Genomic DNA, 20474 nt, shown 5'->3' on the forward strand with positions numbered 1-20474 from the left:
GCCGGGGAAATCGGTTCGGCAAGGAGGTGCCGCCGCGGGGATAGTCCCGTGGTGACCTCTCCCGACGTCGGCCGCCACCCCTCCTGGGCAGGCCGCAACTACACCCTTCTCACCGCCGCCGCGATCATCACGAATCTGGGTGGCCACGGTGCGCTGATCGCGGCGGCGTTCGCGGTGCTCGACGCGGGCGGGGACGGCGGCGACGTGGGCCTGGTGGCGGCGGCCCGCACGCTGCCGCTCGTGCTGTTCCTGCTCATCGGCGGCGCGGTGGCCGACCGGCTGCCGCGCCACCGCGTCATGGTCGCCGCCAACGCCCTCAACTGCGTCTCGCAGGCCGCCTTCGCGGCCGTCGTGCTCGCCGGTGACCCCCAGTTGTGGCAGATGATGCTACTCACCGCCCTCGGTGGCACCGGCCAGGCCTTCTTCGGGCCCGCCTCCGAAGGCATGCTGCTCTCGTCGGTCAGCGGCGAGCAGGCGAGCCGCGCGTTCGCCCTCTACCGGATGGCGATGCAGGGCGCCGGCCTCGGCGGCGCCGCGCTCGGCGGCCTGCTCGTCGCGGTCGTCGGGCCCGGCTGGGTGCTCGCCGTGGACGCGGTGGCGTTCGCCCTCGCGGGAGCGCTGCGGGTCTTCCTCGACGTCGGCCACATACCGGACCGCGAACCCGGCGGCGGGCTGCTCGCCGATCTGCGCGACGGCTGGCGGGAGTTCACCGGACGTACCTGGCTGTGGACGATCGTGGCGCAGTTCTCGGTGGTGGTGGCGGTCGTCGGTGCCGCCGAGTCGGTGTTCGGACCGCTGGTCGCCGAGGACGAGCTAGGGGGTGCGGGGCCCTGGGGGCTCGCGCTCGGGGCGTTCGGCGCGGGCACCGTGGGCGGCGCGTTCCTGATGATGCGCTGGAAGCCGCGGCGGCTCCTTTTCGCCGGTACGTTGTGCGTCTTCCCGCTGGCCGCACCCTCCGCGGCGCTCGCGGTGCCGCTGCCGGTGGCGGGGCTCGCGGCGGTGATGTTCGTCAGCGGCGTCGCGATCGAGGTGTTCGGCGTCTCCTGGATGACGGCCATGCACCAGGAGATCCCGGAGGAGAAGCTGTCGCGGGTCGCGGCGTACGACTGGTTCGGCTCGATCGCCATGGTCCCGCTCGCCACCGCCCTCGCGGGCCCCGCCGAGCAGACCTTCGGCCGCTCGGCCTCCCTGTGGGGCTGCGCGGCACTCGTGATCGTGGTGACGGCGGCGGTGCTGTGCGTCCCGGACGTACGGAACCTCAGGCGCCGTACGAGGGACGTGGTGGCCACGAACGCGCAGGCGGGCCCCGGGGCCCAGGCGAGCTTGGGGGCGCGGGCGGCCGCGGGGGCGGAGGCGGTCCCGGGGGCCGAGGCGGTCCCGGGGGCCGAGGCGGTCCCGGGGGCCGAGGCGGTCCCGGGGGCCGAGGTCTTCGAGGCGGGGCCTTTGGCCAAGCCGCCCACCGGCTGAACCGCCCACCGGCTGAGTTGGACGGATCCGGGGCCCCGGCTGTGCGGCCCGCTCCGGTCAGCCGACGCTGAACGCCCCGTCCGGCGGTTCCGGGGACGGGACGGCCTCCGCGTCCCGTACCGCCTGCGCGTCGCCGATGAACTTCCGCAGCGCGTCGCCGTGCACCACGCGCGCGGGGAACGCGTCCGCGGCGGTGCGCCGCACGAGGGCCGCCAGGTCGAGGGGCTCGTGCCCGGCGAGCAGCACCGCGTTGCCGAAGCGGCGGCCGCGCAGCAGTCCGGGCTCGGCGATGAGGGCCAGCTCGTCGAAGGCTGCGGCGAAGGTGGCCAGTTGGGAGCGGAGGAAGGTGAAGGGGCTGCCGTCGGCCAGGTTCGCGACGTAGCAGCCGTCGGCCCGCAGCACCCGGCGCACGGCCGCGGCGTAGGCGTCCGACGTGAGGTGCGCGGGCACCCGGGAGCCGCCGAACACATCCCCCACGACGACGTCCGCGCTGCCCTCGGGGGCCGCCTCCACCCAGGCGCGGGCGTCGGCGCCGTGCACCGCGATACCGGAGTCCGCGGGCAGCGGCAGCTTCTCGACGACGAGCCGCAGCAGTCCGCGGTCCGCCTCGACCACGTCCTGGCGTGAACCGGCTCTGGTCGCGGCCACATAGCGCGGCAGCGTGAGCGCGCCACCGCCGAGGTGGACGACGTCGAGCGGCCGCCCGGGGGCGGCTGCGGTGTCCAGGGCGTGCGCGAGCCTGCGGGCGTACTCGAACTCCAGGTACGTGGGCGCGTCCAGGTCGACGTACGACTGGGGGGCACCGTCCACGGTGAGAAGCCAGGCCCGCTCCCGGTCCACGTCGGGAAGCAACTTGGCGGTGCCGTGATCGACGACACGGGTAACGGCCATCGGCTCCGCCACGGGTAGCGACTCGGCCCCCGGGTGCGGCTCCGCCACGGACGTCGGCCCAGGCCCCGGGTTCGGCTCCGCCGCAGGCAGCGGCTCGGGCCCCGGTATCGGCTCGGGTCCGGTCCGGTCGGGTCCTGTCGGGTCGGGTCCTGTCGGGTCGGCGGGCTCGTTCACGGCTCCATTGTGCCCGCCGCGGCCTGCCGCCCGACCGCCGCGCGAGCCTCCGGCCGGGCCGGTGGTGACGGGACCGGTCCGACGGTGTCGGGACCGGGCCCGACGTGATCGGGGCCGGTCCCCCGGCCGGGGCCGGAACGGGAGTCGGGGTCAGCCGACTTCCGTCACGGTTCCCGCGCCCACCGTCCTGCCGCCCTCCCGGATCGCGAAGCCGAGGCCGGGCTCCAGGGGGATGTCACGGCCGAGTTCGACGGTCAGGGAGACCGTGTCACCGGGCCGGGCGACGGCCGCGTCGCCCAGGTCGATGTCGCCGACCACGTCCGCGGTGCGGATGTAGAACTGTGGCCGGTAACCGGTCGACACCGGGGTGGTGCGGCCGCCCTCGCGGGCCGAGAGGACGTACACCTGCGCGGTGAAGCGGCGACTCGGCCGGACACTGCCGGGCGCGGCGACCACGTGACCGCGCCGGACCGCGTCGCGCGCCACCCCGCGCAGCAGCAGCGCGACGTTGTCGCCGGCCTGCGCGGAGTCCATCGGCTTGCCGAAGGTCTCCAGGCCGGTGACGACCGTCTCGCTGTCACCGTCGGCACCGCCGAGGATCTGCACGCGGTCGCCGACGCGGACGGCGCCCCGCTCGACGGCCCCGGTGACGACCGTGCCCCGGCCCGTGATGGTCAGGACGTTCTCCACGGGAAGGAGGAAGGGCGCGTCCACATAGCGCTCCGGCATCGGCACATAGGTGTCGACCGCGTCGAGCAGCGCCTCGATCGCCGTCGTCCAGCGCGGCTCCCCCGCGAGGGCCTTGAGCCCGGAGACCCGGACCACCGGCACCGCGTCGCCACCGTACCCGTGGGCGGAGAGCAGCTCCCGCACCTCGAGCTCGACGAGGTCGGTCAGCTCCGGGTCGCCCGCGTCGGCCTTGTTCAGGGCCACGACGATGTGGTCGACGCCGACCTGCCGGGCGAGCAGCACGTGCTCGGCGGTCTGCGGCATGATGCCGTCCACCGCGGACACCACGAGGATCGCGCCGTCGAGCTGCGCCGCACCGGTGACCATGTTCTTCACGTAGTCGGCGTGGCCCGGCATGTCGACGTGGGCGTAGTGGCGGGTGTCGGTCTCGTACTCGACGTGGGCGATGTTGATGGTGATGCCGCGCTGCGCCTCCTCGGGGGCGCGGTCGATGCGGTCGAAGGGCACGAACGTGCCGGTGCCGCGCTCGCTGAGGACCTTGGTGATGGCGGCGGTCAGGGTGGTCTTGCCGTGGTCGACATGGCCCATGGTGCCGATGTTCAGATGCGGCTTGGTGCGTACGTAAGCGGTCTTGGACATGGCGGTTCCTGCCTCGGAACTCGAAAGGTGTGGCCCGCGGCACGGACGGCGGCGGACGGGGACCCCTGGGGCCTGGCCGACCCTCCCCCTGCGGGGTCCGCCGGAATGTCCGGAGAGGGTCAGCTTCGGGTGCCGTCGGCAGGAAGGACGGCCGGTGCGATCGCGGCGAGCGAGGCCGTGACCAGTGCGCCGGGCGGCGTGACGGCAGCCTCGACCGCGTCCGCGACTGCGGACGGCGGGGCGAAGGAGGCGTACCGGAACATGTCGACGATCATTACCGACGAGGTGCCGCGCGTCGAATCAATTTCCCCGACCCGGCGGCCACAGGGGCACGTCGGGCACCACAGGCCACCGGTGACGCGTCGGGCTCCAGCGTTCAGGCTCCGGTGTTCAAGCTCCGGTGTTCAGCTCCGGTGTTCAGCTCCGGTGTTCGAACCCCCGTGCTCAGGCTCCGATGTTCTTGAGGGCCTCCCGCACCGACAGCGGGGCGAGCACACCCCTGTGCCGGGCGACGAAGTCGCGTACCGCGTCCGGATCCGTCTTCGCGTACTCGCGCAGACACCATCCGATCGCCTTGCGCACGAAGAAGTCGGGGTGCGCCGCCTGCCGTGCGCAGTACGCGAAGAGGCGGTCGGCGTCCGTGGCGTCCTTGTACCGCAACTGGTGGAGCAGTGCCGTCCGCACCGCCCACAGGTCGTCGTCCTCGATCCAGGCGTCCATCTCGACCGCGAGCCCGGGGTCCGCGGCGACGAGGGAGCCGACGACGTGCGCCGCGAGCGCGTCGACGGTGTCCCACCAGGACCGGGTCGTCACCAGGTGGCGTGCCACGGGCAGGAACCCGGACGAGCAGCTTCCCGCGTACCGCCGCAGGTAGTCGACGGCGAAGTACTGGTACTCGCGCTCGGGCAGCCGCCAGCAGCGCAGCGCGAGCGCGGCGCAGTCCATCTCGTCGGGGCGGGGCATCCCGGCGATGACGGCCCGGGACACCTCGTGCCGTGCGGGCGAGGTGATCCCGAGGAACGGCGCGATGTCCTTCATGTACGCGCGCATGTCCGCGGCCCGCACCGGATCGGCGGCCTCCGCGCAGCGCGCGGTGAGGCGTTCGAGGAGGGTGTCGGCCAGCGGACTGTGCGGGACTGTGACGCGCATGAGACGCACCATACGGCGATCAGTCACACTGGTCGGCTAGTCTCCCCGGATGCTCCACACCGCTGCCGCCCCGACGCCGGGCCTCGCCGTGCGCTGCACCCGGGTGCTGCTCTCACCGTGGTCGCGCCTCTCCCTGCTCGTCCTCGTACTGGCCGCGGCCGGTGCGGGCGTGCTGCTCTTCGAGCCGCAGCGGCTCCTCGCGGACGGCTGGCCACCGCAGTTGGGCGGCGCCGCGGCGGTATGCGTCTTCGCCCTCGCCTACGGCATCTGCACGGTCGCGTTCGTGCCGCGGCCGCTGCTCAACCTGGCGGCGGGCGCGCTGTTCGGTTCGCAGGCCGGGCTGCCCGCGGCGATCGCGGGCACGGTCCTCGGGGCGGGGGTGTCGTTCGGCCTCGGCCGCGTCCTCGGGCAGGACGCGCTGCGGCCACTGCTGCGCGGCCGCTGGCTGAAGGCTGCCGACGGCCAGTTGAGCAAGCACGGGTTCCGCTCGATGCTCGCGGTCCGGCTCTTCCCCGGCGTGCCGTTCGCGGCGGCCAACTACTGCGCCGCGGTGTCCCGCATGGGCTGGCTGCCCTTCCTGCTCGCCACGGGCATCGGCTCGATCCCGAACACGGCGGCGTACGTCATAGCCGGTGCGCGGGCGTCGACGCCCACGTCGCCCGTCTTCCTCATCGCCATGGGGTTCATCGCGGTGACCGGGCTCGCCGGGGCGGTCGTCGCCTGGTGCAAGCGCCACCACCTGCGCTGAGCGTGCCCCCCCCAAAGGGGCGCGGGGAACTGCGCGAGCAACCCACGAAAAGCCGCAGACGCGTCTGCCGGGTCACTGAGCAGACGCGTCTGCGGCCTGTCGTGCGCTGAGCGCGCAGTTCCCCGCGCCCCTTTGGGGCAGCCCTCGCGCCAGAAACTTCATCTTGGGCCGCTACGCTGCCCCCCGGCGGGACGAGCCTGATCGTCCGCCGCCCCCTTGGGTCCTCGATCAGTTACTGGACGGCGCGGTTTTCATGTCTTGGCTCGAATCGTTCATCCTCGGACTCGTCCAAGGACTGACCGAGTTCCTTCCGATCTCCTCCAGCGCGCATCTGCGGCTGACCGCGGCGTTCGCCGGCTGGCACGATCCGGGTGCCGCGTTCACCGCGATCACTCAGATCGGCACCGAGGCAGCCGTCCTCATCTACTTCCGCAAGGACATCGGCCGGATCATCGCGGCGTGGACCGGGTCGCTCGTCGGCAAGGTGCCGCGGTCCGACCACGACGCGCAGATGGGCTGGCTGGTCATCGTCGGCTCCATCCCGATCGGAGTCCTCGGCGTCACGTTCAAGGACCAGATCGAGGGCCCGTTCCGCGATCTGCGGCTCATCGCCACCACACTCATCGTCATGGGCATCGTCCTCGGCATCGCCGACCGCCTCGCCGCCCGCGACGAGACCGGCGGCAAGCACCGTGCCGTGCGCCACCGCAAGGGCCTCAAGGACCTGGGCGTACGGGACGGCCTGATCTTCGGCATCTGCCAGGCCATGGCCCTCGTACCCGGCGTCTCCCGCTCCGGCGCCACCATCAGCGGCGGCCTGCTCATGGGGTACACCCGTGAGGCCGCGGCCCGCTATTCCTTCCTCCTCGCCATCCCGGCCGTCCTGGCCTCCGGCGTCTTCGAACTCAAGGACGCGGGCGAGGGGCACGTCTCGTGGGGCCCCACCGTCTTCGCCACGATCATCGCGTTCATCGTCGGTTACGCAGTGATCGCGTGGTTCATGAAGTTCATCACGACCAAGAGCTTCATGCCGTTCGTCTACTACCGCATCCTGCTCGGCATCGTGCTGTTCGTGCTCGTGGGCATGGGCGAACTGAGCCCGCACGCGGGCGAGTCGGCCGAGTGACGTGCGCGAGCTCCCTCCGCCCGTGGGGCGGAGGGAGCTCGCGCACAACCGGTGGGCAGGTCCCCGGTCAGTGCCGCGGGCCCTTGGGGTCCCGGCCCCGGGTGCCCCGGGTGCCGCCCTTCGGGTCGTCGTACTCGGCCCGCTCCTTGCGGACCTTGTCCGAGATCTCCTGCGTCTCCGTGACCCTCTCGGTCTCCAGGCGCACCCGCTCGACCGGCTTGGTCTCCTTGCGCACCACCGGCTTCTCGGCGTGCAGGGTGACCTCCGTCTCCTCCTCGCCGATCTTGGCGCCGCGGGTCTGCTCGCCCTCACGGATGGGCTCGCGTACGACGCGGACCTCCTCGTGGGACACGGGGACGGAGGTGGTCACGTCCTCGGTCACGACGACCTTGCGCAGGCGGGCCCGGCCGACCACCTCCTCCTGCGTGCCGACGCGCAGCTCCTCTTCGGAGAGCGTCATCTCGTGCTTGTCCTCGCCGCGGTCGCCGCCGCGCATGGCGTACTCACGCGCCCCGGTGTGCCGGCCCTGGCTGCCCGCGGCGGACGCGAGACCCGGGTCGGCCGCGGCCGGTCGCTGCGCCGTGGGGCCGTTGCCCATGCCCGCGCGCGGTGTGGCCTGCGTCGGCGCCAGGCCGTAGTGGGCGTACAGCTCGCGCTCCTGGGAGGGGTCGAGGTGCTGGTCGGCGTCGACTCGCGGCGCCTCCTTGACCACGTCCTTCGTGCAGGCCACCTTGAGGTTCTCGCCCTCGCGGTGGGCGCCCGCGAGCGGGACGAAGCTCTCCTTCATGCCGAACAGGCCGGTTTTGACCGTGACCCACTCCGGCCGACCGGTCTGGTCGTCGAGGTAGACCTGCTGGACGCTGCCGATCTTGTCACCGGTCCTGTCGTAGGCCGTGAGCCCGGTGAGAGCCTCGGGTGTGCCGAAGACGTCGCCCTGCGGCATGGGTGATCACTCCCTTGGGCAAGCGGCGGGCGAAGACTTCGCCGCGGGCACCGCGCGCCTCACCTCCATCACGCATGGGGGCCGGGCACGCCGCAACGCCGGATGTCACGCAGAGTCGCGGCACGGCGGCAGGTCCCACCTGCTGCGCCGCCGGGGTGCCCCTGTGCCAGGCCGCAGACGGCACATCCCGGATTAGGCCGAACGGGTGACCCCTCGGTGGCCTCAAGCGGCGGTGTGCAGGCGCCGGTCGCGACGCTCACGCCGGCGGCCGTGAGCGCGGCCGCGGCCGTGAGCGCGACGCCGGTCCGACGGTGACACGTCGGAAGAGGCGCGGGAGGGCGCTCCCGCGGCGGGCGCTTCCGTCCCGTGCGCCTGCGTCGCGGACGCTTCGGTCCCGTGCGCCTGCGTCGCGGGCGCATCCGTCGCGGGTGGCCCCTCGGCGGCGTGCCGGTGGCCGCCGCGCACAAGACGCAGATGGCGGCGGCGTGCGTGCCGTGGCGCATCCGCCTCCGGCGCCGACCCCCGCATGAGTCGTTCCTCGATCCGGTCCATGCCGTACAACAGCAGCCCGACCAACGGCAGCAGCAGGCACGCGACAACAATCACGGTTCCGGGCTCCCTCCCGGCAGACACGTTTCCCGGGTGCCCAGCACTGCGTACGGCAGCATGCTGGCTCTGTGAAGGTCTCGTGACGTATTCCGGTTCTCGTACCGCGAAGGCTGAAGGGCTCCTTCCGGGGTACTCGGGACCTGTCCGCAGTCAGGTGCGCCCGCGCCTGAGGCCGGGCGACGAGACGGGAGGTGATCGCCATGACGGTCAATGGTCCGCACAGCCCGCTCCCGAAGACGGAGCGGCCCACGTACGACACCGGTTCATCGCCGTTGGATGAACCGGTGTCCCAACCCATGAGCGGGTCGGCGCCGCAGTCGGGCAGCGAACCGGTGGGTGAGCTCGTACAGCGCGCGTCGCAGCAGTTGACGGAGCTGGTGCGCGGCGAGCTCCGCCTGGCGCAGGCGGAGATGAAGGAGAAGGGGCGGCACTACGGCAAGGGCGGCGGTCTCTTCGGCGGCGCCGGTCTCGTCGGCTTCCTCACCCTTCAGGCCCTGGTGGCCGCGGCGATCGCCGGCCTCGCCGTGCCGCTGCCCGTGTGGGCCGCCGCGCTGATCGTCGGCGGCGTCCTCGGCGTAGTCGCCGCCGTCCTCGCCCGCACCGGCAAGAAGGAGATCAGCGAGGCAGCCCCGCCCGCGCCCGAGCAGACGATCCAGAACGTGAAGGCCGACGTGGCCGAGATCAAGGAGAGTGCACACCGATGAGCAAGCCGCCCCCGGAGAAGGCCCCCGCCACCCCCGAAGAGCTGCGCGAGCAGGTCGAGCACACGCGCACCGAGCTGGGGCACACGGTCGAAGCCCTGGCCGCGAAGGCGGATGTGAAGGCCCGCGCCGGCGAGAAGGCCACCGAGGTGAAGGAACAGGCCGGGGCCAAGGCCACGGAGGTCAAGGAACAGGCCGCGGCCAAGGCCACCGAAGTGAAGGAACAGGCCGCCGCCAAGACGGAACAGCTCAAGGCCAAGGCTGCCGAAGCCGTGCACCAGGTGCAGGACAGGGTGCCGGAACCCGTGCGCGACAAGGCGGCGCAGGCCCGGACGAAGGCTGCCGAAGCCGTGCACCAGGTGCAGGACAGGGCGCCCGAACCGGTGCGCGAGAAGGCGGCCCAAGGGGCCCGCGTCGCGCGCGACCACCGCGCCCTGCTCCTTGCCGCCGCGGCGGGGATCGCCGTGGTGTGGCTGGCCCGACGGGGCTCCAAGGCGTGACGTCGGTGGCATGTCGGCCGACGCGTGACGCCCGGCGGTCGGTGCCGCACGCGTGCTGCCGCACGGGTGACATAAGCCACGTGACACCGCACGGATGACGTGAGGCACGTGACGCCGCACGCGTGACGTAAGCCGCGTGACACCGCACACGGTGTGCGAATTCGCGCCGGGTCGGCCGGGGGGTACGGCGGTATGCCTGCCCCCGGCCGGGCCCGGTACGGCCGACAGTGGGAAAGCCGACGATCGCATCGGTTGCCCCTCGCGACCCCGGGGAAGCCGTATCGCATGTCAGTCGATCACTCTCAGGCTCCCGTTCTCGAGGCTCTGGCCGCGTACCGCGAACACGGCCACCTGGCGTTCACGCCCCCGGGCCACAAACAGGCCCGCGGCGCCGACCCCCGGGTCCGCGAGGTGCTCGGGGACGCGGTCTTCCACGGAGACCTGCTCGCGTCCGGAGGCATGGACGACCGGCTGACCAGGGCGGCCGTCCTGGAGCGTGCCGAAACGCTGATGGCCGACGCCGTGCACGCGTCCCACACGTTCTTCTCGACCTGCGGCAGCTCGCTCTCGGTCAAGGCGGCGATGCTGTCCGTCGCGGGCCCGCACACCAAGCTCCTGGTGGGCAGGGACGCGCACAAGTCCGTCGTCTCCGGTCTCGTCCTCTCCGGCATCCACCCGGTGTGGGTGGAGCCCCGCTGGGACGCGGAGCGCCATCTCGCGCACGCGCCCGCCGCCGAGGACTACGAGGCGGCGTTCCGCGCCCACCCCGACGCCAAGGGCGCCTTGATCACCAGCCCCACTCCGTACGGCAGTTGCGCCGACCTGGAGGGAGTGGCGCGGGTCTGCCACAGCCGCTCCGTGCCCCTCGTCGTGGACGAGGCCTGGGGCGCGCACCTGCCCTTCCACCCGGATCTGCCCAAGTGGGCCATGGACGCGGGCGCGGACGTCTGTGTGACCAGCATCCACAAGATGGGCAGCGGCCTGGAGCAGGGCTCCGTCTTCCACCTCCAGGGCGACCTGATCGAACCGCACGTCCTGGAGAGCCGGGCCGATCTGCTCGGCACCACCAGCCCCTCCGTCCTCCTCTATGCCGGGCTCGACGGCTGGCGGCGCCAGATGGCGCTGCGCGGCGAACAGCTACTCGGCCGGGCCCTGGACCACGCCCACGAGGTACGGGCGGCGATCGAGGCAATCGACGGGCTGCACGTCAACGGCCGGGACGACTTCTGCGGCCCCGGCCTCGCCGACGACTTCGATCCGCTTCCGGTGGTCATCGAGGTCGCGGGGCTCGGCATCACGGGCTACCAGGCGGCGGACTGGCTGCGCGAGCAGTACGCCATCGACGTCCACCTCGCCGACCACCGGCGCATCAACACCCAACTCACCCACGCCGACAGCGAGGAGACCACCCGGCCCCTGCTCCAGGCCCTCACCGCCCTCGCCCGCGCCGCGTCCGAACTGCCGAGGCCCACACGCGTGGAGGTGCCCGAGCCCGCCGAACTCCGTCTGGAGCAGGTCCTCACACCCCGCGACGCCTATTTCGGCACCGTCGAGGACGTTTCCTTCGCCAAGGCCGAAGGGCGCGTCGCCGCCGAGATGATCACCCCGTACCCGCCCGGCATCCCCGCCGTCCTGCCCGGCGAGCGGCTCACCGCGCCGGTCCTCGACTACCTGCGCTCGGGCGTGGCCGCCGGGATGAACCTTCCGGACGCGGCGGACGGCTCGCTGGGAACCGTACGTGTCGTGGTGGAAGGTCTCGACGCCTCGTGACCGCCGACTTCCGCAACACCGCTAGTCACTGTACGTAGTCACTCGTGCCCCATGTGCCCCCGAGTTACCTATTTTGGCTTTCTCGGCACGTTGTGTAGGCAAGGGTGGAGCTTTTTCCGTTCGGTGGGTGCACGCTGGTGAGACGGGCGTACCCCCCGGGCGGTCGCCGCCGTTCGTCGGCGGGGGCGGCGGCCGCAGGTGCGAGGACGTGGCGGCTCCCCCTCCGCCGGGCGTCCTCGCACCGCTGCCCTCTCCTCGGGGGTGGGCGGGAGCCGCCCCCGAGGAGAGAAGAGCCGGGACCGCGACCTCGCTGCCCTGAAGCACGATCCCGGCCGTATCTTCTCGACGCTGCCTTCTCGCAACGCCCCTTCTTCCCGACGCCGCGTTCTCGCAACGCCGCCCCTCCTCAGAGCGAGCCGATCTCCTGCCGGGTGCCCGCCCTTTCCGCCGGTTCGGTGCCCCCGCCCCTCACCTTGCGGACACAGCGCAGCACATAGTGCTCGCCGCTCAGCACCGGGCCCGTCAGCGTGAGGAAGTTGGTGTCCGGTGCGACATCCAGACCGCGCGCGATGGCCGCACGGCGGCACTCGCCCACCTCGTCGGTCGCCACGACCCAGCGGGGACGGCCGAGCGCCGTGACCGCCCGGACCGCCCGCTGGGCGCAGCCCACGACGTCCGCGGTGACGGCGTCGTCGGTTTCCAGGACCACCAGTTGGCGAGGCGCGACCACGGGAGGCAGCGCCCGGGCGACGGGACCGGCGTCCGAGACCAGAGCGACCGGTGCCCCGTCCCGCACCACCAGGCCGACCAACTCCATGTAGGGACGCCCTCGGCGGGCCACCGCGAGCCGTCCCGCCCACGCCCGGGCAAGCACCTCACGGCACTCCGCCTCCGTCATACGGCGCATGCTCGCCACGAGCGAACCTCCTCATGCCGCCGGCCCGTGACGGGCTCGGGTGGGCGGGACTCACGCCCCGGGGAAGGGGGCGCACGCCGGGGTCCGGGGCGTTGGCGCGCCGTCGGTCGACCGCAACGGGCCGCGACGTCCTACTTCTCTTATACGCGGTTCCGCGCCGCCTATGCCCTACAGGACCGGCCTATGTTTGACAGGTCGACGTGACCCGAAAAGGCCGCCGTGCACGATGATCTGACGCGCCATCACGCGGGCCGTGGCGGTGGCTGCGCGGACGCGAACGGGCCCGCCACCCGCAGGCGGTGGGCCCGAGTCGGGGCAGTCGGCTCAGCAGCTCATCGCCCACGTGTGGGAGTCGCCGTCGTCGTTGGCCGCGCCGTTGTGGCTGACCTCCTGGCCCGGCGTGAGGCAGATGGTCATGTGACCGCCCTGGTGGGCGCGCGAGTACACCTTGACGTGGTCCTTGACGCCCGGGCCCGAGATGCCGTGGTTGGCCCACGAGGAGTCCTCGTCGGCGATCCAGCTCTCCCACCAGCCGTCGTCACCCGACCAGTTGGCGCGCTGGCCGCCGAAGTCGGCGTGCTCCCAGGTACAGAAATGACCCGAGGGACAGTCGGCCGCACCGGCCGGCGTGGCCACGGCCAGGCTTCCGGTCATCAAGAGCGCCGCCGCCCCACCGAGGAGGGCCCGCCGGAGGTTTCGCCTTCTCGGCGCGGACGCGGCTTCCCGGCCGGGGGCGGAGGCGGTCCGGGGCACGGCGGAGGTGTGCTTCTTCGTCATGTCGGGATGTGGCCTTTCTGCTCGGGGTCCCACCGGCGTCCGGATGGACCGTTCGCCAGGCTGCCCATGCGCGGAGTCACACATTCCGCCGTTCACCCGAAGGTGTGCGACCCGGGGTCGGAGCCGCACGGGCCCGGCGCCTCAGCCCCGGCCCAGCCACTCCCCCGCACGCAGGACGACCCTGCCCCGGTGTTCCGCCTCGCTGCGCCACGCGAGCACCTTCGTGGGCAGGACGCGCAGGTACAGATGCGGCGCTTCCTCCCGGCGCGGGTCCCAGCCGAACTTGGCGGCGAACCCGTCCCCCGCCTCCCGCGGCACGTCCTGCGCGGCGTGGCACTCCGCGTCGCCGTGCAGCAGCACCACGTCGGCCGTGTCCGGCAGCGCGAGCCGCACCCGGGGCTCCGCCCGCGCGTTGCGCGCGGTCACCGTCCGCTCGGCGGTGCACATCCATACCGCATCGCCGTCCCACCAGAACCACAGCGGTACTTGGTGCGGGCCGTGCTCGGGGTGCGCGGTCGACACCCATATGTCCCGCTCCCGGGCCAGCCGGGCCAGGGTGTCGCGGGTACGGGTGCGGGCGTCGCGCCAAGTGCTGTCCATGTGCCGCATGAGAGCGACGCTAAGGGGAAGTCCACGTACCGCGCATGCGGCTCCGGCCCGATCCGGCCTACTTCTCCAGGCCTACCCGGCCCCGCGCAGGGGGCCTAGGCCACCTGGGGCGAGGGCCCGTGGACCTCGTCGCCGTGCCGGAGGCCCCGCGCCGGGCGGTGGCCCCTGCGGCTGTCCGCTGCCCGGTCGAAAGCGTCCAGATGGGCCTGGACGTACGGCATGGCCACCGTCTCCAACTCGCCGGGGATGAAGGCGGGCTGGACGTTGACCTCGAAGACGACCCCGCCGTTCTCGATCGCCAGGTCGACTCCGGCGAAGGGCAGCCCCACCGACGCGGTGGCCGCGACGGCCAGGTCGGTGAGGCGGCGGGGCAGGTCGGGCGGGGCGATGGGGACGGCCGTCGCGCCCTGGCAGGTGTTGCAGGGCATGTCCGTCGCGGCCTGTATGTGCTCGCGGGCATGGATGACGCGGCCACCGAGGACGAACACGCGGAACTGGTGCCGCTGCCCGTCGGCGGTGACGTTCCCCGCGTCACGCGAGAGCAGCCAGGCACTGTGCCGACGCGCGTAGTACGCGGCGACTTCGGCCAGTTGGCGCTCGGTGGTGACGTGGAAGGTGTCGCTGCCGCCCGTGCCGACGACGGGCCGGGCCCAGACGTCGCCGCCGAGCCGCTCGAACGCGGCCACCGCCTCGTCGGCCGCGGGCCGGGACAGGGCCACGGTGTCCATGTGGGCGACGCCGTCCCGCTGGAAGCACGCCATCGTCCTGTCCTTCTCCGTGGCCGCCCGCCACGCCGCCACGCCCGCGCCCAGGGTCACCGTCCTGTGGTGGGAGAGGAGTCGCTGGAAGGCGGCGAGGGAGCGCCTGCGGTGCGGCGGTATCTCGTACAGGACCACCACGTCGGGCACCACCTCCAGGCCCTGTTCGGGGACGTCAAGGCGTAAGCGGGTGCCGACACGCTCGCGGACACGGCCGGTGCCGCAGGGGGCGAAGTGCCGGGAGTCGATGCGGTACGGAGGCGCGCCGGTGAGCACCTCAATGGCCTCGGCCAGATACTCCCGGCAGCCCTCGGGGGACGTGGGGTCGGCGATCAGGGCGACGCTCGGTCCGGACACGGCTGCCTCCAGCGGCACTCGGTATCCACCCGGCCCGCGCACGCCGTGGCGCGGGCCGGGTGGAGATCACGCGGGATGGTTGTCGGCCTCGCGCCGGGCGTCATCGCACCCCGTAAGCCGCCGTGCCGGCCGCACCCGGCGGTCGTCCCGGCGGTGGCGGGCCGGGGTGCGTTCCGTCACGCGGGGCCATGGGCCCCACACTGTAGGGCCGCGCGGGGCGCACTGCCAGGGCGCAGGCACGCCCCTCCTCTGCTCCGGGTCCGCGCCGTGTGGCGCTGTCCGTGCGCCCTTTCCGTGCACCCGTACGTACACCCTGCGCGGCACGCGGTGCCCAGACCCGCTGGGCACCGTCCAGGCCCCCTTCCAGGGGACCCCGTCCAGGCCCCGTCCCGCCGACGGACCGCCACGCCGCCGAATCCGCCCGTCACATGGGGTACGACAGCAGCCGCACCTCCCCCACCGGCCACTCCAGTGCTTCCGCGCCCTCCGTCCCGGACCCCAGTGGCGTCCACATCGTCCGCAGGGGCATCACCACCGGGCCCTCGGGCTGCTGTACGTACACCTCCTGGTCCAGCGTCCGCCAGCCGAGCCGCTCGTACAGGGCGACGAGGGGCGGGCGGCAGAAGAGCAGGGCGTGACGGGGGCCCATCGTGCGGGCGTGGGTGAGCGCCGCCGTCAGGACGGTGCGCGCGAGACCGCGGCCGCGGACGTCGGGGGCGACGGCCACGCCACCGACGCCGATCACCTCGGTCCCGGTGCCGCCGATCGACACGGGCACCCGCGACAGGCCCGCGTGCGCCACGAGTCGGCTCCCCGCCCGGACACCGAAGTGCTCCTGCTTCGGCAGCCACGTCAGGCCCGTCTCCGCGACGCCGAAGGGGTCGGCTCCGTCGCCGAGTAACTCGTTCTGGTCGTCCCGGCCGTACGTGGCGAGCCGTACCGCGGTCAGGGGCTCTACAGGGTGATCATCCATGCCCGCATGATGCGCGGCCCCGGCCACACCGGACAAGAGCGGTTCGGCGTACCCCAGGAGGCAACCCTCGCCCACCCGTTGACATCTCCAGGTGAGGGACCCGGCGACCCTTCGGGGTCGGTCCGGGGCGGCCGCCGGAGAGGTGGCCGCGGAACAGCTCGAACTGGAGGACTGTCTTGATCCATGTCCCACGCTCGGTGACCGCCGCCGCGGCGGTCCTGGCGCTGGCGGTGGGGGTTCCTGGGCTCGCGCACGCGCAGCCCGGCGACCGAATACCGCCCGCGTCCCCGAGACATGCCACACCGGCGCAGAACCCGGCAGCTCCGGGAGCCCCCGCGCTGTCAGGAGACAACGAGGACCGCCTCCCCAAGGGCTGGCGGTTCGACGGATCCGGTGCCGAAAGGCACTTGGTCTGGCACGCGCCCGAACGGGTGCCCATGGGGGACGCCCGCGTCGAGTTCTACGCGGGCGACCGGCTTCTCGGTGTCCCGGAGTCGGCCGACGACCAGCGGACGTTCCGGCTGCCTCTGAACGGGGCCGGGATCAGTTCGCCGTCCGAGCTCCAGGCGCAGGCGGGCGGGCGCCGCCTTGACGCGGGCGCGAAGCCCGTCTCCCCGCCCTCGCGGATCGCGCCGCCCGCCGCGTCCTCGGCGCCCCTGCCGGAGAACCGGGTCGATCCCGGCGTCCCTGGCGAATACCGCACGGTGAGCGGCGAGTACACCCTGCCGTCGGTGCGCATCCCCGGCTTCCCCGAGCCGGTCGAGATGCGCGCGACCGTGGTCGGACCGACCGGCGCCCCCGGCAAGCGGCCCCTCGCGCTGTTCCTGCACGGCCGCCACGCCACCTGCTACAGCGGTAACGACGCGGACGGCAACTGGCCCTGCAAGAGCGGCCAGAAGCCGATACCCAGCTACCGGGGCTATCTGCACGACCAGAAGCTCCTCGCCTCGCAGGGCTATGTGACGGTGTCGATATCCGCCAACGGCATCAACGGCCAGGACGACATACCCGACGGCGGCGCCCAGGCCCGCTCGTCGCTGGTGCGCCAGCACCTCGGCCGCTGGGCGGACTGGGCCGCGGGCCAGGGCACTCCGCCCGCGGCCGTGCGCGCCACCGCGCCCGTGGACCCCTCCCGCGTGCTGCTCGTCGGCCACTCCCGTGGCGGTGAGGGCGTCAACCGCGCCGCGCTCGACAGCCTGTCGCCGCCCCCGGCGGACGAGGACGGCGCGCCGGGCCCGGCCCGGTGGAACATCCGCGGCACCGTGCTCATCGGCCCCACCATCTTCGGCCAGAACCCGGCCCCCGACGTCCCGTCGATGACGATCCTGCCGGGCTGCGACGGCGACGTGTCGGACCTCCAGGGCCAGATCTTCGCCGACGGCACCCGTGGCGTCAGCCGCGGCACCGCCCTGCACAGCGCGGTCTATGTGGTGGGCGCCAACCACAACTTCTTCAACACCGAGTGGACCCCGGGGCAGGCCCAGGCGCCCGCGTCCGACGACTTCTACTCCGACGGCAGCAGGCCCGACCCGGTGTGCGCGCCGGGCAAGGAGACGCGCCTGAAGGCCAAGCAGCAGCAGAAGGCGGGATCCACGTACATCGCCGCCGCAGCCAGGCTGTTCGTCGGCGGTGACGACCGGGTGCGCCCGCTGCTCGACGGATCGGGCCGCCGCGCCCCCTCGGCGAACCCGGCGCGGGTGCTCACACACGCCGTCGGCGGCAACCGCACCCCCGCGTTCGTGCCGAGCACCTCGCTCGACGTGTCCGGCAGCGGCCGGCTGTGCGCGCAGGTGGACCACCGGGCCGCACGGGCCTGCCTCTCCCCCGGTACGAAGGGCTCGTCGCCGCACTTCGCCACCTGGGCCACCTCGCCGGAGCCCGGCCGCCACTCGGTGGCGATGCGCTGGACGCAGTCCGGCACCGCGACGAAGGTACGGCCGAAGAAGCCCGTGTCCCTCGCGGGCTCCAAGTCCCTCGCCCTGCGCGTGATCGTGCCGCCCAACTCCACGGGCACCCGGCTCGACGTCGCGGCCACCGACGCCTCCGGGCACCGGTCCAAGCTGGGCGAGGTCCGGGTCGACGGTCTGCCCGGCACCGAGATGACGTCCTCGTACTGGGGACGTGAGGTCCGGGTGCCGCTGACCGCCGCGGCCCGCGCCGGACTCGACCTCACGCAGGTGACCTCCCTGGAGCTGACCCCGCGCACCCGGTCCGGGCGCGCCTGGCTGGTGGACGCCTGGGGCTGGCGTCCCGGCACCCCGGACGCCGGGACGGCCGATCTCGCGCGGGTCGACATCGGTCGGCTCAATGTCAAGGAGGGTGACTCCGGGGTCCGCGAGTACCAGGTGCCCGTACGGGTCTCCGGGCACGGCACCGGCAAGGTCCGGCTGTTCGTGACCGACCCGGTCACGCAGAAGACCACCACCCGCGTCATCGCGGTGCGCCCGGGCGGCGGTCCTGTAGAGGTGCCGGTGACGGTGCGCGGCAACAAGCGCTTCGGCTCGGACGTGTCCCACGACGTGCTGGCCAAGGCCGTGAGCGGCGCGGTGATCGGTTCGTACAACGGCGGCGTGACCGTGCGGAACGACGACCCGATGCCGAAGGTCACCGTGAAGCCCGTCGCGGACCGCGTCACCGAGGGCAAGCCCCTGAAGTGGCGCGTCTCGCTGTCCGCGGCGGCCGACATCGCCATCGAGGCCGGGTTCGACATCCGGCCGGTCCGCGGCGGCGGCAAGGAGCTGTCCACCAAGGACGTCGACAAGCGCTGGCTGAAGGAAGTCTTCGGCCGGTCGCCGAACCCGCAGCGCCCGCTGTCGAAGGTGTCGGACATGGCGTACATGCTGACGTCCGTCCAGGCGGGCGAGCGCAGCGTCGTGGTGAGCGTGCCCACCGTCAAGGACCGGGTGCGGGAGCCGAAGGAAACCCTGCGGCTCCGGTTCTTCACCTACGACCGGTCGTGGAACCCGCGCTGGGGCCCGACGCTCACCGGGACGGTGCGCGACTCGTCCTAGCGGCGCGCGCGGACCCGCCCAGCGCGGGCGCGCGGACCCGGCACCGGTTGCCGCACCGAACGCGTGCGGCACCCCCGGCGGGACGGCGACGAGTCCACACGACCGTCGTCGTCCCGCCTCCCGGACGACTTACGGCTGACGGCTGATGCGGCCGACGGCTGACAGTTTGACGGCCGACGGCTGATGCGGCTGACAGTTTGACGGCTGACGGCCGACAACTGACACGGCTGACGGCTCAGCCCGTGCGGGCCGCGTGCCCGCGCGGCTGTCCGTCCGCGTGCTGCTGCTGATAGTGCCCCCGCCAGCGCGGCGTCGCGGCACCCTCCATCACGGCCATCACGACGTCGTGGGCCAGGGTGTCCGAGACGGGCAGGTGCCCGAAGAGCACCCGGTGGTACGTGGTGGCGCCGAGCATGTCCAGGAGCAGGTCGATGTCGGCGTCGGCACGGATGTCCCCCCGCTCGATGCCCCGGCGCAGCGCCGCCTCCGTCGTGGCCCTGCGGGGGCGGAAGAGCGTCTCCGTGAAGACCCGGTCGAGCTCCGGGTCGTCGGCCAGTTCGGCCACGAGCGCGGGCAGCGTACGGCGTCCGAGGCTGCCGCCGAAGGTCTGGCTCAGGGTGTCGATGCCGAGGATCAGATCGCAGTGCGTGCAGCCGGTGTCGGGGGTGGGCGCGGTGCCCATGGTCTCCGCGAGGGCGGAGATGACGAGGTGCTGGCGGGACGGCCAGCGGCGGCGGATGGCCGGTTTGGTCGTCCCGGCCCGGCGCGCCACGCCCTCCATCGTCAGGTGCGGGTAGCCGGACTCCTCCAGGAGCGCGAGCGTCGCCTCCAGGATGGCCTCGTCGAGCCGCGTGTCCCGGGGGCGGCCGGTGCGGGCCGGCACCCGAGGTGAGTGAGCGGCGCGGTCTGCGGGGTCCGGGGTTGCCATGGCGATCAGTATAGGTAGCATGTCGTTTCGTTCCGATCCGGATCGAAACGTATTGAGGGGGCTACCTTGCCGTCCGAGCAGGAATCCACCACGCGGGCATCGTCCAGCACGACATCAGCCACGGGGACCGGGGGCCCACCCGACCCGCGCACCGCCCTGACCTGGGGAATAGTCCTCTCGGTCGGGCTCGTCGCATTCGAGTCGATGGGCGTCGCGACCGTGCTGCCGGAGATCGCCGGGCGCCTCGGCGGGCTCGACGCCTACGGCTGGGGCCTGTCCGCACTGATGCTGGCCAATCTGATCGGCACCGTCGCCGCGGGCCGCGCCGCCGACCGCCACGGTCCCGCCCGCCCCCTCGCCTTCGGTCTCGCGGTCTTCGCCGTCGGCTGCGCGATCGCCGGTTCCGCGCCCGACTGGCCCGTGTTCCTGGCCGGGCGGTTCCTCCAGGGGCTCGGCGTCGGCGCCGTCATGGCACTGGCCTACACGGTGATCTCGCTGGCCTACCCGCAGCGTCTGCGCGCGCGGATGTTCGCCCTCGTGTCCGGCGCCTGGACCGTTCCCTCCCTGGTCGGCCCGACCATCGCGGCCGTGATCTCGGAGCGGGTCTCCTGGCGGGGCGTGTTCGTCCTGCTGCTCCCGCTGGTCGCGCTGGCCGCCGCGCTCGCGCTGCCGCAACTACGGCGGCTCATGGGCACCGTAGGCCCGGCCGGGGGCCCGGCCGGGGGCGGGGCCGGGGGC

Annotated in this window: 20 protein-coding genes; 8 read left to right on the top strand and 12 right to left on the bottom strand. The window is 73.1% G+C overall.

Going from position 1 to position 20474, the window contains the following annotated elements; genetic code table 11:
* Nucleotides 1–48 precede the first annotated feature (48 nt).
* Complete coding sequence (locus tag IG78_RS0136600) at nt 49–1467, top strand: MFS transporter (protein WP_404827763.1); 1419 nt, start codon at nt 49–51, stop codon at nt 1465–1467.
* Between the two features lie 57 nt (nt 1468–1524).
* Here the strand turns inward: IG78_RS0136600 and IG78_RS0136605 are convergent, their stop codons facing one another.
* The 4 genes from IG78_RS0136605 to IG78_RS0136620 form a co-directional block, all read right to left on the bottom strand.
* Complete coding sequence (locus IG78_RS0136605) at nt 1525–2358, bottom strand: spermidine synthase (RefSeq protein WP_404827764.1); 834 nt, start codon at nt 2356–2358, stop codon at nt 1525–1527.
* Nucleotides 2359–2682: 324 nt separating this feature from the next.
* Nucleotides 2683–3861 carry an elongation factor Tu gene (tuf, locus tag IG78_RS0136610; RefSeq protein ID WP_030572448.1) on the bottom strand — a complete coding sequence of 393 codons (1179 nt, stop codon included), beginning with the start codon at nt 3859–3861 and terminating at the stop codon, nt 2683–2685.
* Nucleotides 3862–3980: 119 nt separating this feature from the next.
* Nucleotides 3981–4136, bottom strand: coding sequence for a hypothetical protein (locus IG78_RS49755; RefSeq protein ID WP_157855997.1), 156 nt, complete (start codon nt 4134–4136; stop codon nt 3981–3983).
* 169 nt (nt 4137–4305) lie between these two features.
* Nucleotides 4306–5010, bottom strand: a complete 705-nt coding sequence (locus tag IG78_RS0136620) for a DNA alkylation repair protein (RefSeq protein WP_030572451.1) — start codon at nt 5008–5010, stop codon at nt 4306–4308.
* 49 nt (nt 5011–5059) lie between these two features.
* On the opposite strand from IG78_RS0136620, the gene IG78_RS0136625 reads away from it, so the two are divergent.
* Together IG78_RS0136625 and IG78_RS0136630 are read left to right on the top strand one after the other, a co-directional pair.
* Nucleotides 5060–5758 (top strand): TVP38/TMEM64 family protein, encoded by a 699-nt coding sequence (locus tag IG78_RS0136625; RefSeq protein ID WP_030572454.1) that lies wholly within the window; start codon nt 5060–5062, stop codon nt 5756–5758.
* Between the two features lie 253 nt (nt 5759–6011).
* The gene (locus IG78_RS0136630; protein ID WP_030572456.1) at nt 6012–6884 is read left to right on the top strand and encodes an undecaprenyl-diphosphate phosphatase; all 873 of its coding nucleotides are present in this window, start codon (nt 6012–6014) and stop codon (nt 6882–6884) included.
* 67 nt (nt 6885–6951) lie between these two features.
* Here IG78_RS0136630 and IG78_RS0136635 read toward each other — a convergent pair whose 3' ends face one another.
* Together IG78_RS0136635 and IG78_RS43215 are read right to left on the bottom strand one after the other, a co-directional pair.
* A complete protein-coding gene (locus IG78_RS0136635) occupies nt 6952–7827 on the bottom strand; it encodes a DUF2382 domain-containing protein (RefSeq protein WP_030572458.1) in 876 nt (291 codons plus the stop codon).
* Between the two features lie 222 nt (nt 7828–8049).
* The gene (locus tag IG78_RS43215; RefSeq protein ID WP_037703170.1) at nt 8050–8433 is read right to left on the bottom strand and encodes a hypothetical protein; all 384 of its coding nucleotides are present in this window, start codon (nt 8431–8433) and stop codon (nt 8050–8052) included.
* 299 nt (nt 8434–8732) lie between these two features.
* Here IG78_RS43215 and IG78_RS0136645 point away from each other — a divergent pair, with 299 nt between their 5' ends.
* The 3 genes from IG78_RS0136645 (at nt 8733) to IG78_RS0136655 (ending at nt 11407) form a co-directional block, all read left to right on the top strand.
* Entirely contained in the window at nt 8733–9140 is a 408-nt protein-coding gene (locus IG78_RS0136645; protein ID WP_030572463.1) for a phage holin family protein, read from the top strand.
* A complete protein-coding gene (locus IG78_RS0136650; protein WP_030572466.1) occupies nt 9137–9637 on the top strand; it encodes a DUF3618 domain-containing protein in 501 nt (166 codons plus the stop codon). The genes IG78_RS0136645 and IG78_RS0136650 overlap by 4 nt, the downstream gene beginning before the upstream one ends.
* 285 nt (nt 9638–9922) lie before the next feature.
* On the top strand, nt 9923–11407 hold the full coding sequence (locus tag IG78_RS0136655) for an aminotransferase class I/II-fold pyridoxal phosphate-dependent enzyme (protein ID WP_030572469.1): 1485 nt from the start codon (nt 9923–9925) through the stop codon (nt 11405–11407).
* Nucleotides 11408–11813: 406 nt separating this feature from the next.
* On the opposite strand, the gene IG78_RS0136660 is transcribed toward IG78_RS0136655, so the two are convergent.
* The 5 genes from IG78_RS0136660 to IG78_RS0136680 all read right to left on the bottom strand — a co-directional run bounded on the left by IG78_RS0136660 (nt 11814) and on the right by IG78_RS0136680 (nt 15797).
* Complete coding sequence (locus IG78_RS0136660; RefSeq protein ID WP_157855998.1) at nt 11814–12323, bottom strand: PNPOx family protein; 510 nt, start codon at nt 12321–12323, stop codon at nt 11814–11816.
* Between the two features lie 324 nt (nt 12324–12647).
* Entirely contained in the window at nt 12648–12977 is a 330-nt protein-coding gene (locus IG78_RS0136665) for a peptidase inhibitor family I36 protein (protein WP_030572475.1), read from the bottom strand.
* A gap of 264 nt (nt 12978–13241) precedes the next feature.
* Nucleotides 13242–13709, bottom strand: a complete 468-nt coding sequence (locus tag IG78_RS0136670) for a pyridoxamine 5'-phosphate oxidase family protein (RefSeq protein ID WP_030572478.1) — start codon at nt 13707–13709, stop codon at nt 13242–13244.
* A gap of 95 nt (nt 13710–13804) precedes the next feature.
* A complete protein-coding gene (locus IG78_RS0136675; RefSeq protein WP_051853321.1) occupies nt 13805–14824 on the bottom strand; it encodes an ATP-grasp domain-containing protein in 1020 nt (339 codons plus the stop codon).
* A 424-nt stretch (nt 14825–15248) separates the two neighbouring features.
* Nucleotides 15249–15797, bottom strand: a complete 549-nt coding sequence (locus IG78_RS0136680; RefSeq protein ID WP_030572483.1) for a GNAT family N-acetyltransferase — start codon at nt 15795–15797, stop codon at nt 15249–15251.
* A 176-nt stretch (nt 15798–15973) separates the two neighbouring features.
* Here IG78_RS0136680 and IG78_RS0136685 point away from each other — a divergent pair, with 176 nt between their 5' ends.
* The gene (locus IG78_RS0136685; RefSeq protein ID WP_030572486.1) at nt 15974–18808 is read left to right on the top strand and encodes an alpha/beta hydrolase; all 2835 of its coding nucleotides are present in this window, start codon (nt 15974–15976) and stop codon (nt 18806–18808) included.
* 235 nt (nt 18809–19043) lie between these two features.
* Here IG78_RS0136685 and IG78_RS0136690 read toward each other — a convergent pair whose 3' ends face one another.
* A complete protein-coding gene (locus IG78_RS0136690) occupies nt 19044–19736 on the bottom strand; it encodes a TetR/AcrR family transcriptional regulator (protein WP_037686462.1) in 693 nt (230 codons plus the stop codon).
* Nucleotides 19737–19802: 66 nt separating this feature from the next.
* Here IG78_RS0136690 and IG78_RS0136695 point away from each other — a divergent pair.
* A partial coding sequence (locus IG78_RS0136695) for an MFS transporter (protein ID WP_283936557.1) occupies nt 19803–20474 on the top strand: 672 nt, incomplete at its 3' end.

It is taken from the genome of Streptomyces aureocirculatus, from assembly GCF_000720475.1.
GTDB classification, from domain to species: Bacteria; Actinomycetota; Actinomycetes; order Streptomycetales; family Streptomycetaceae; genus Streptomyces; species Streptomyces aureocirculatus.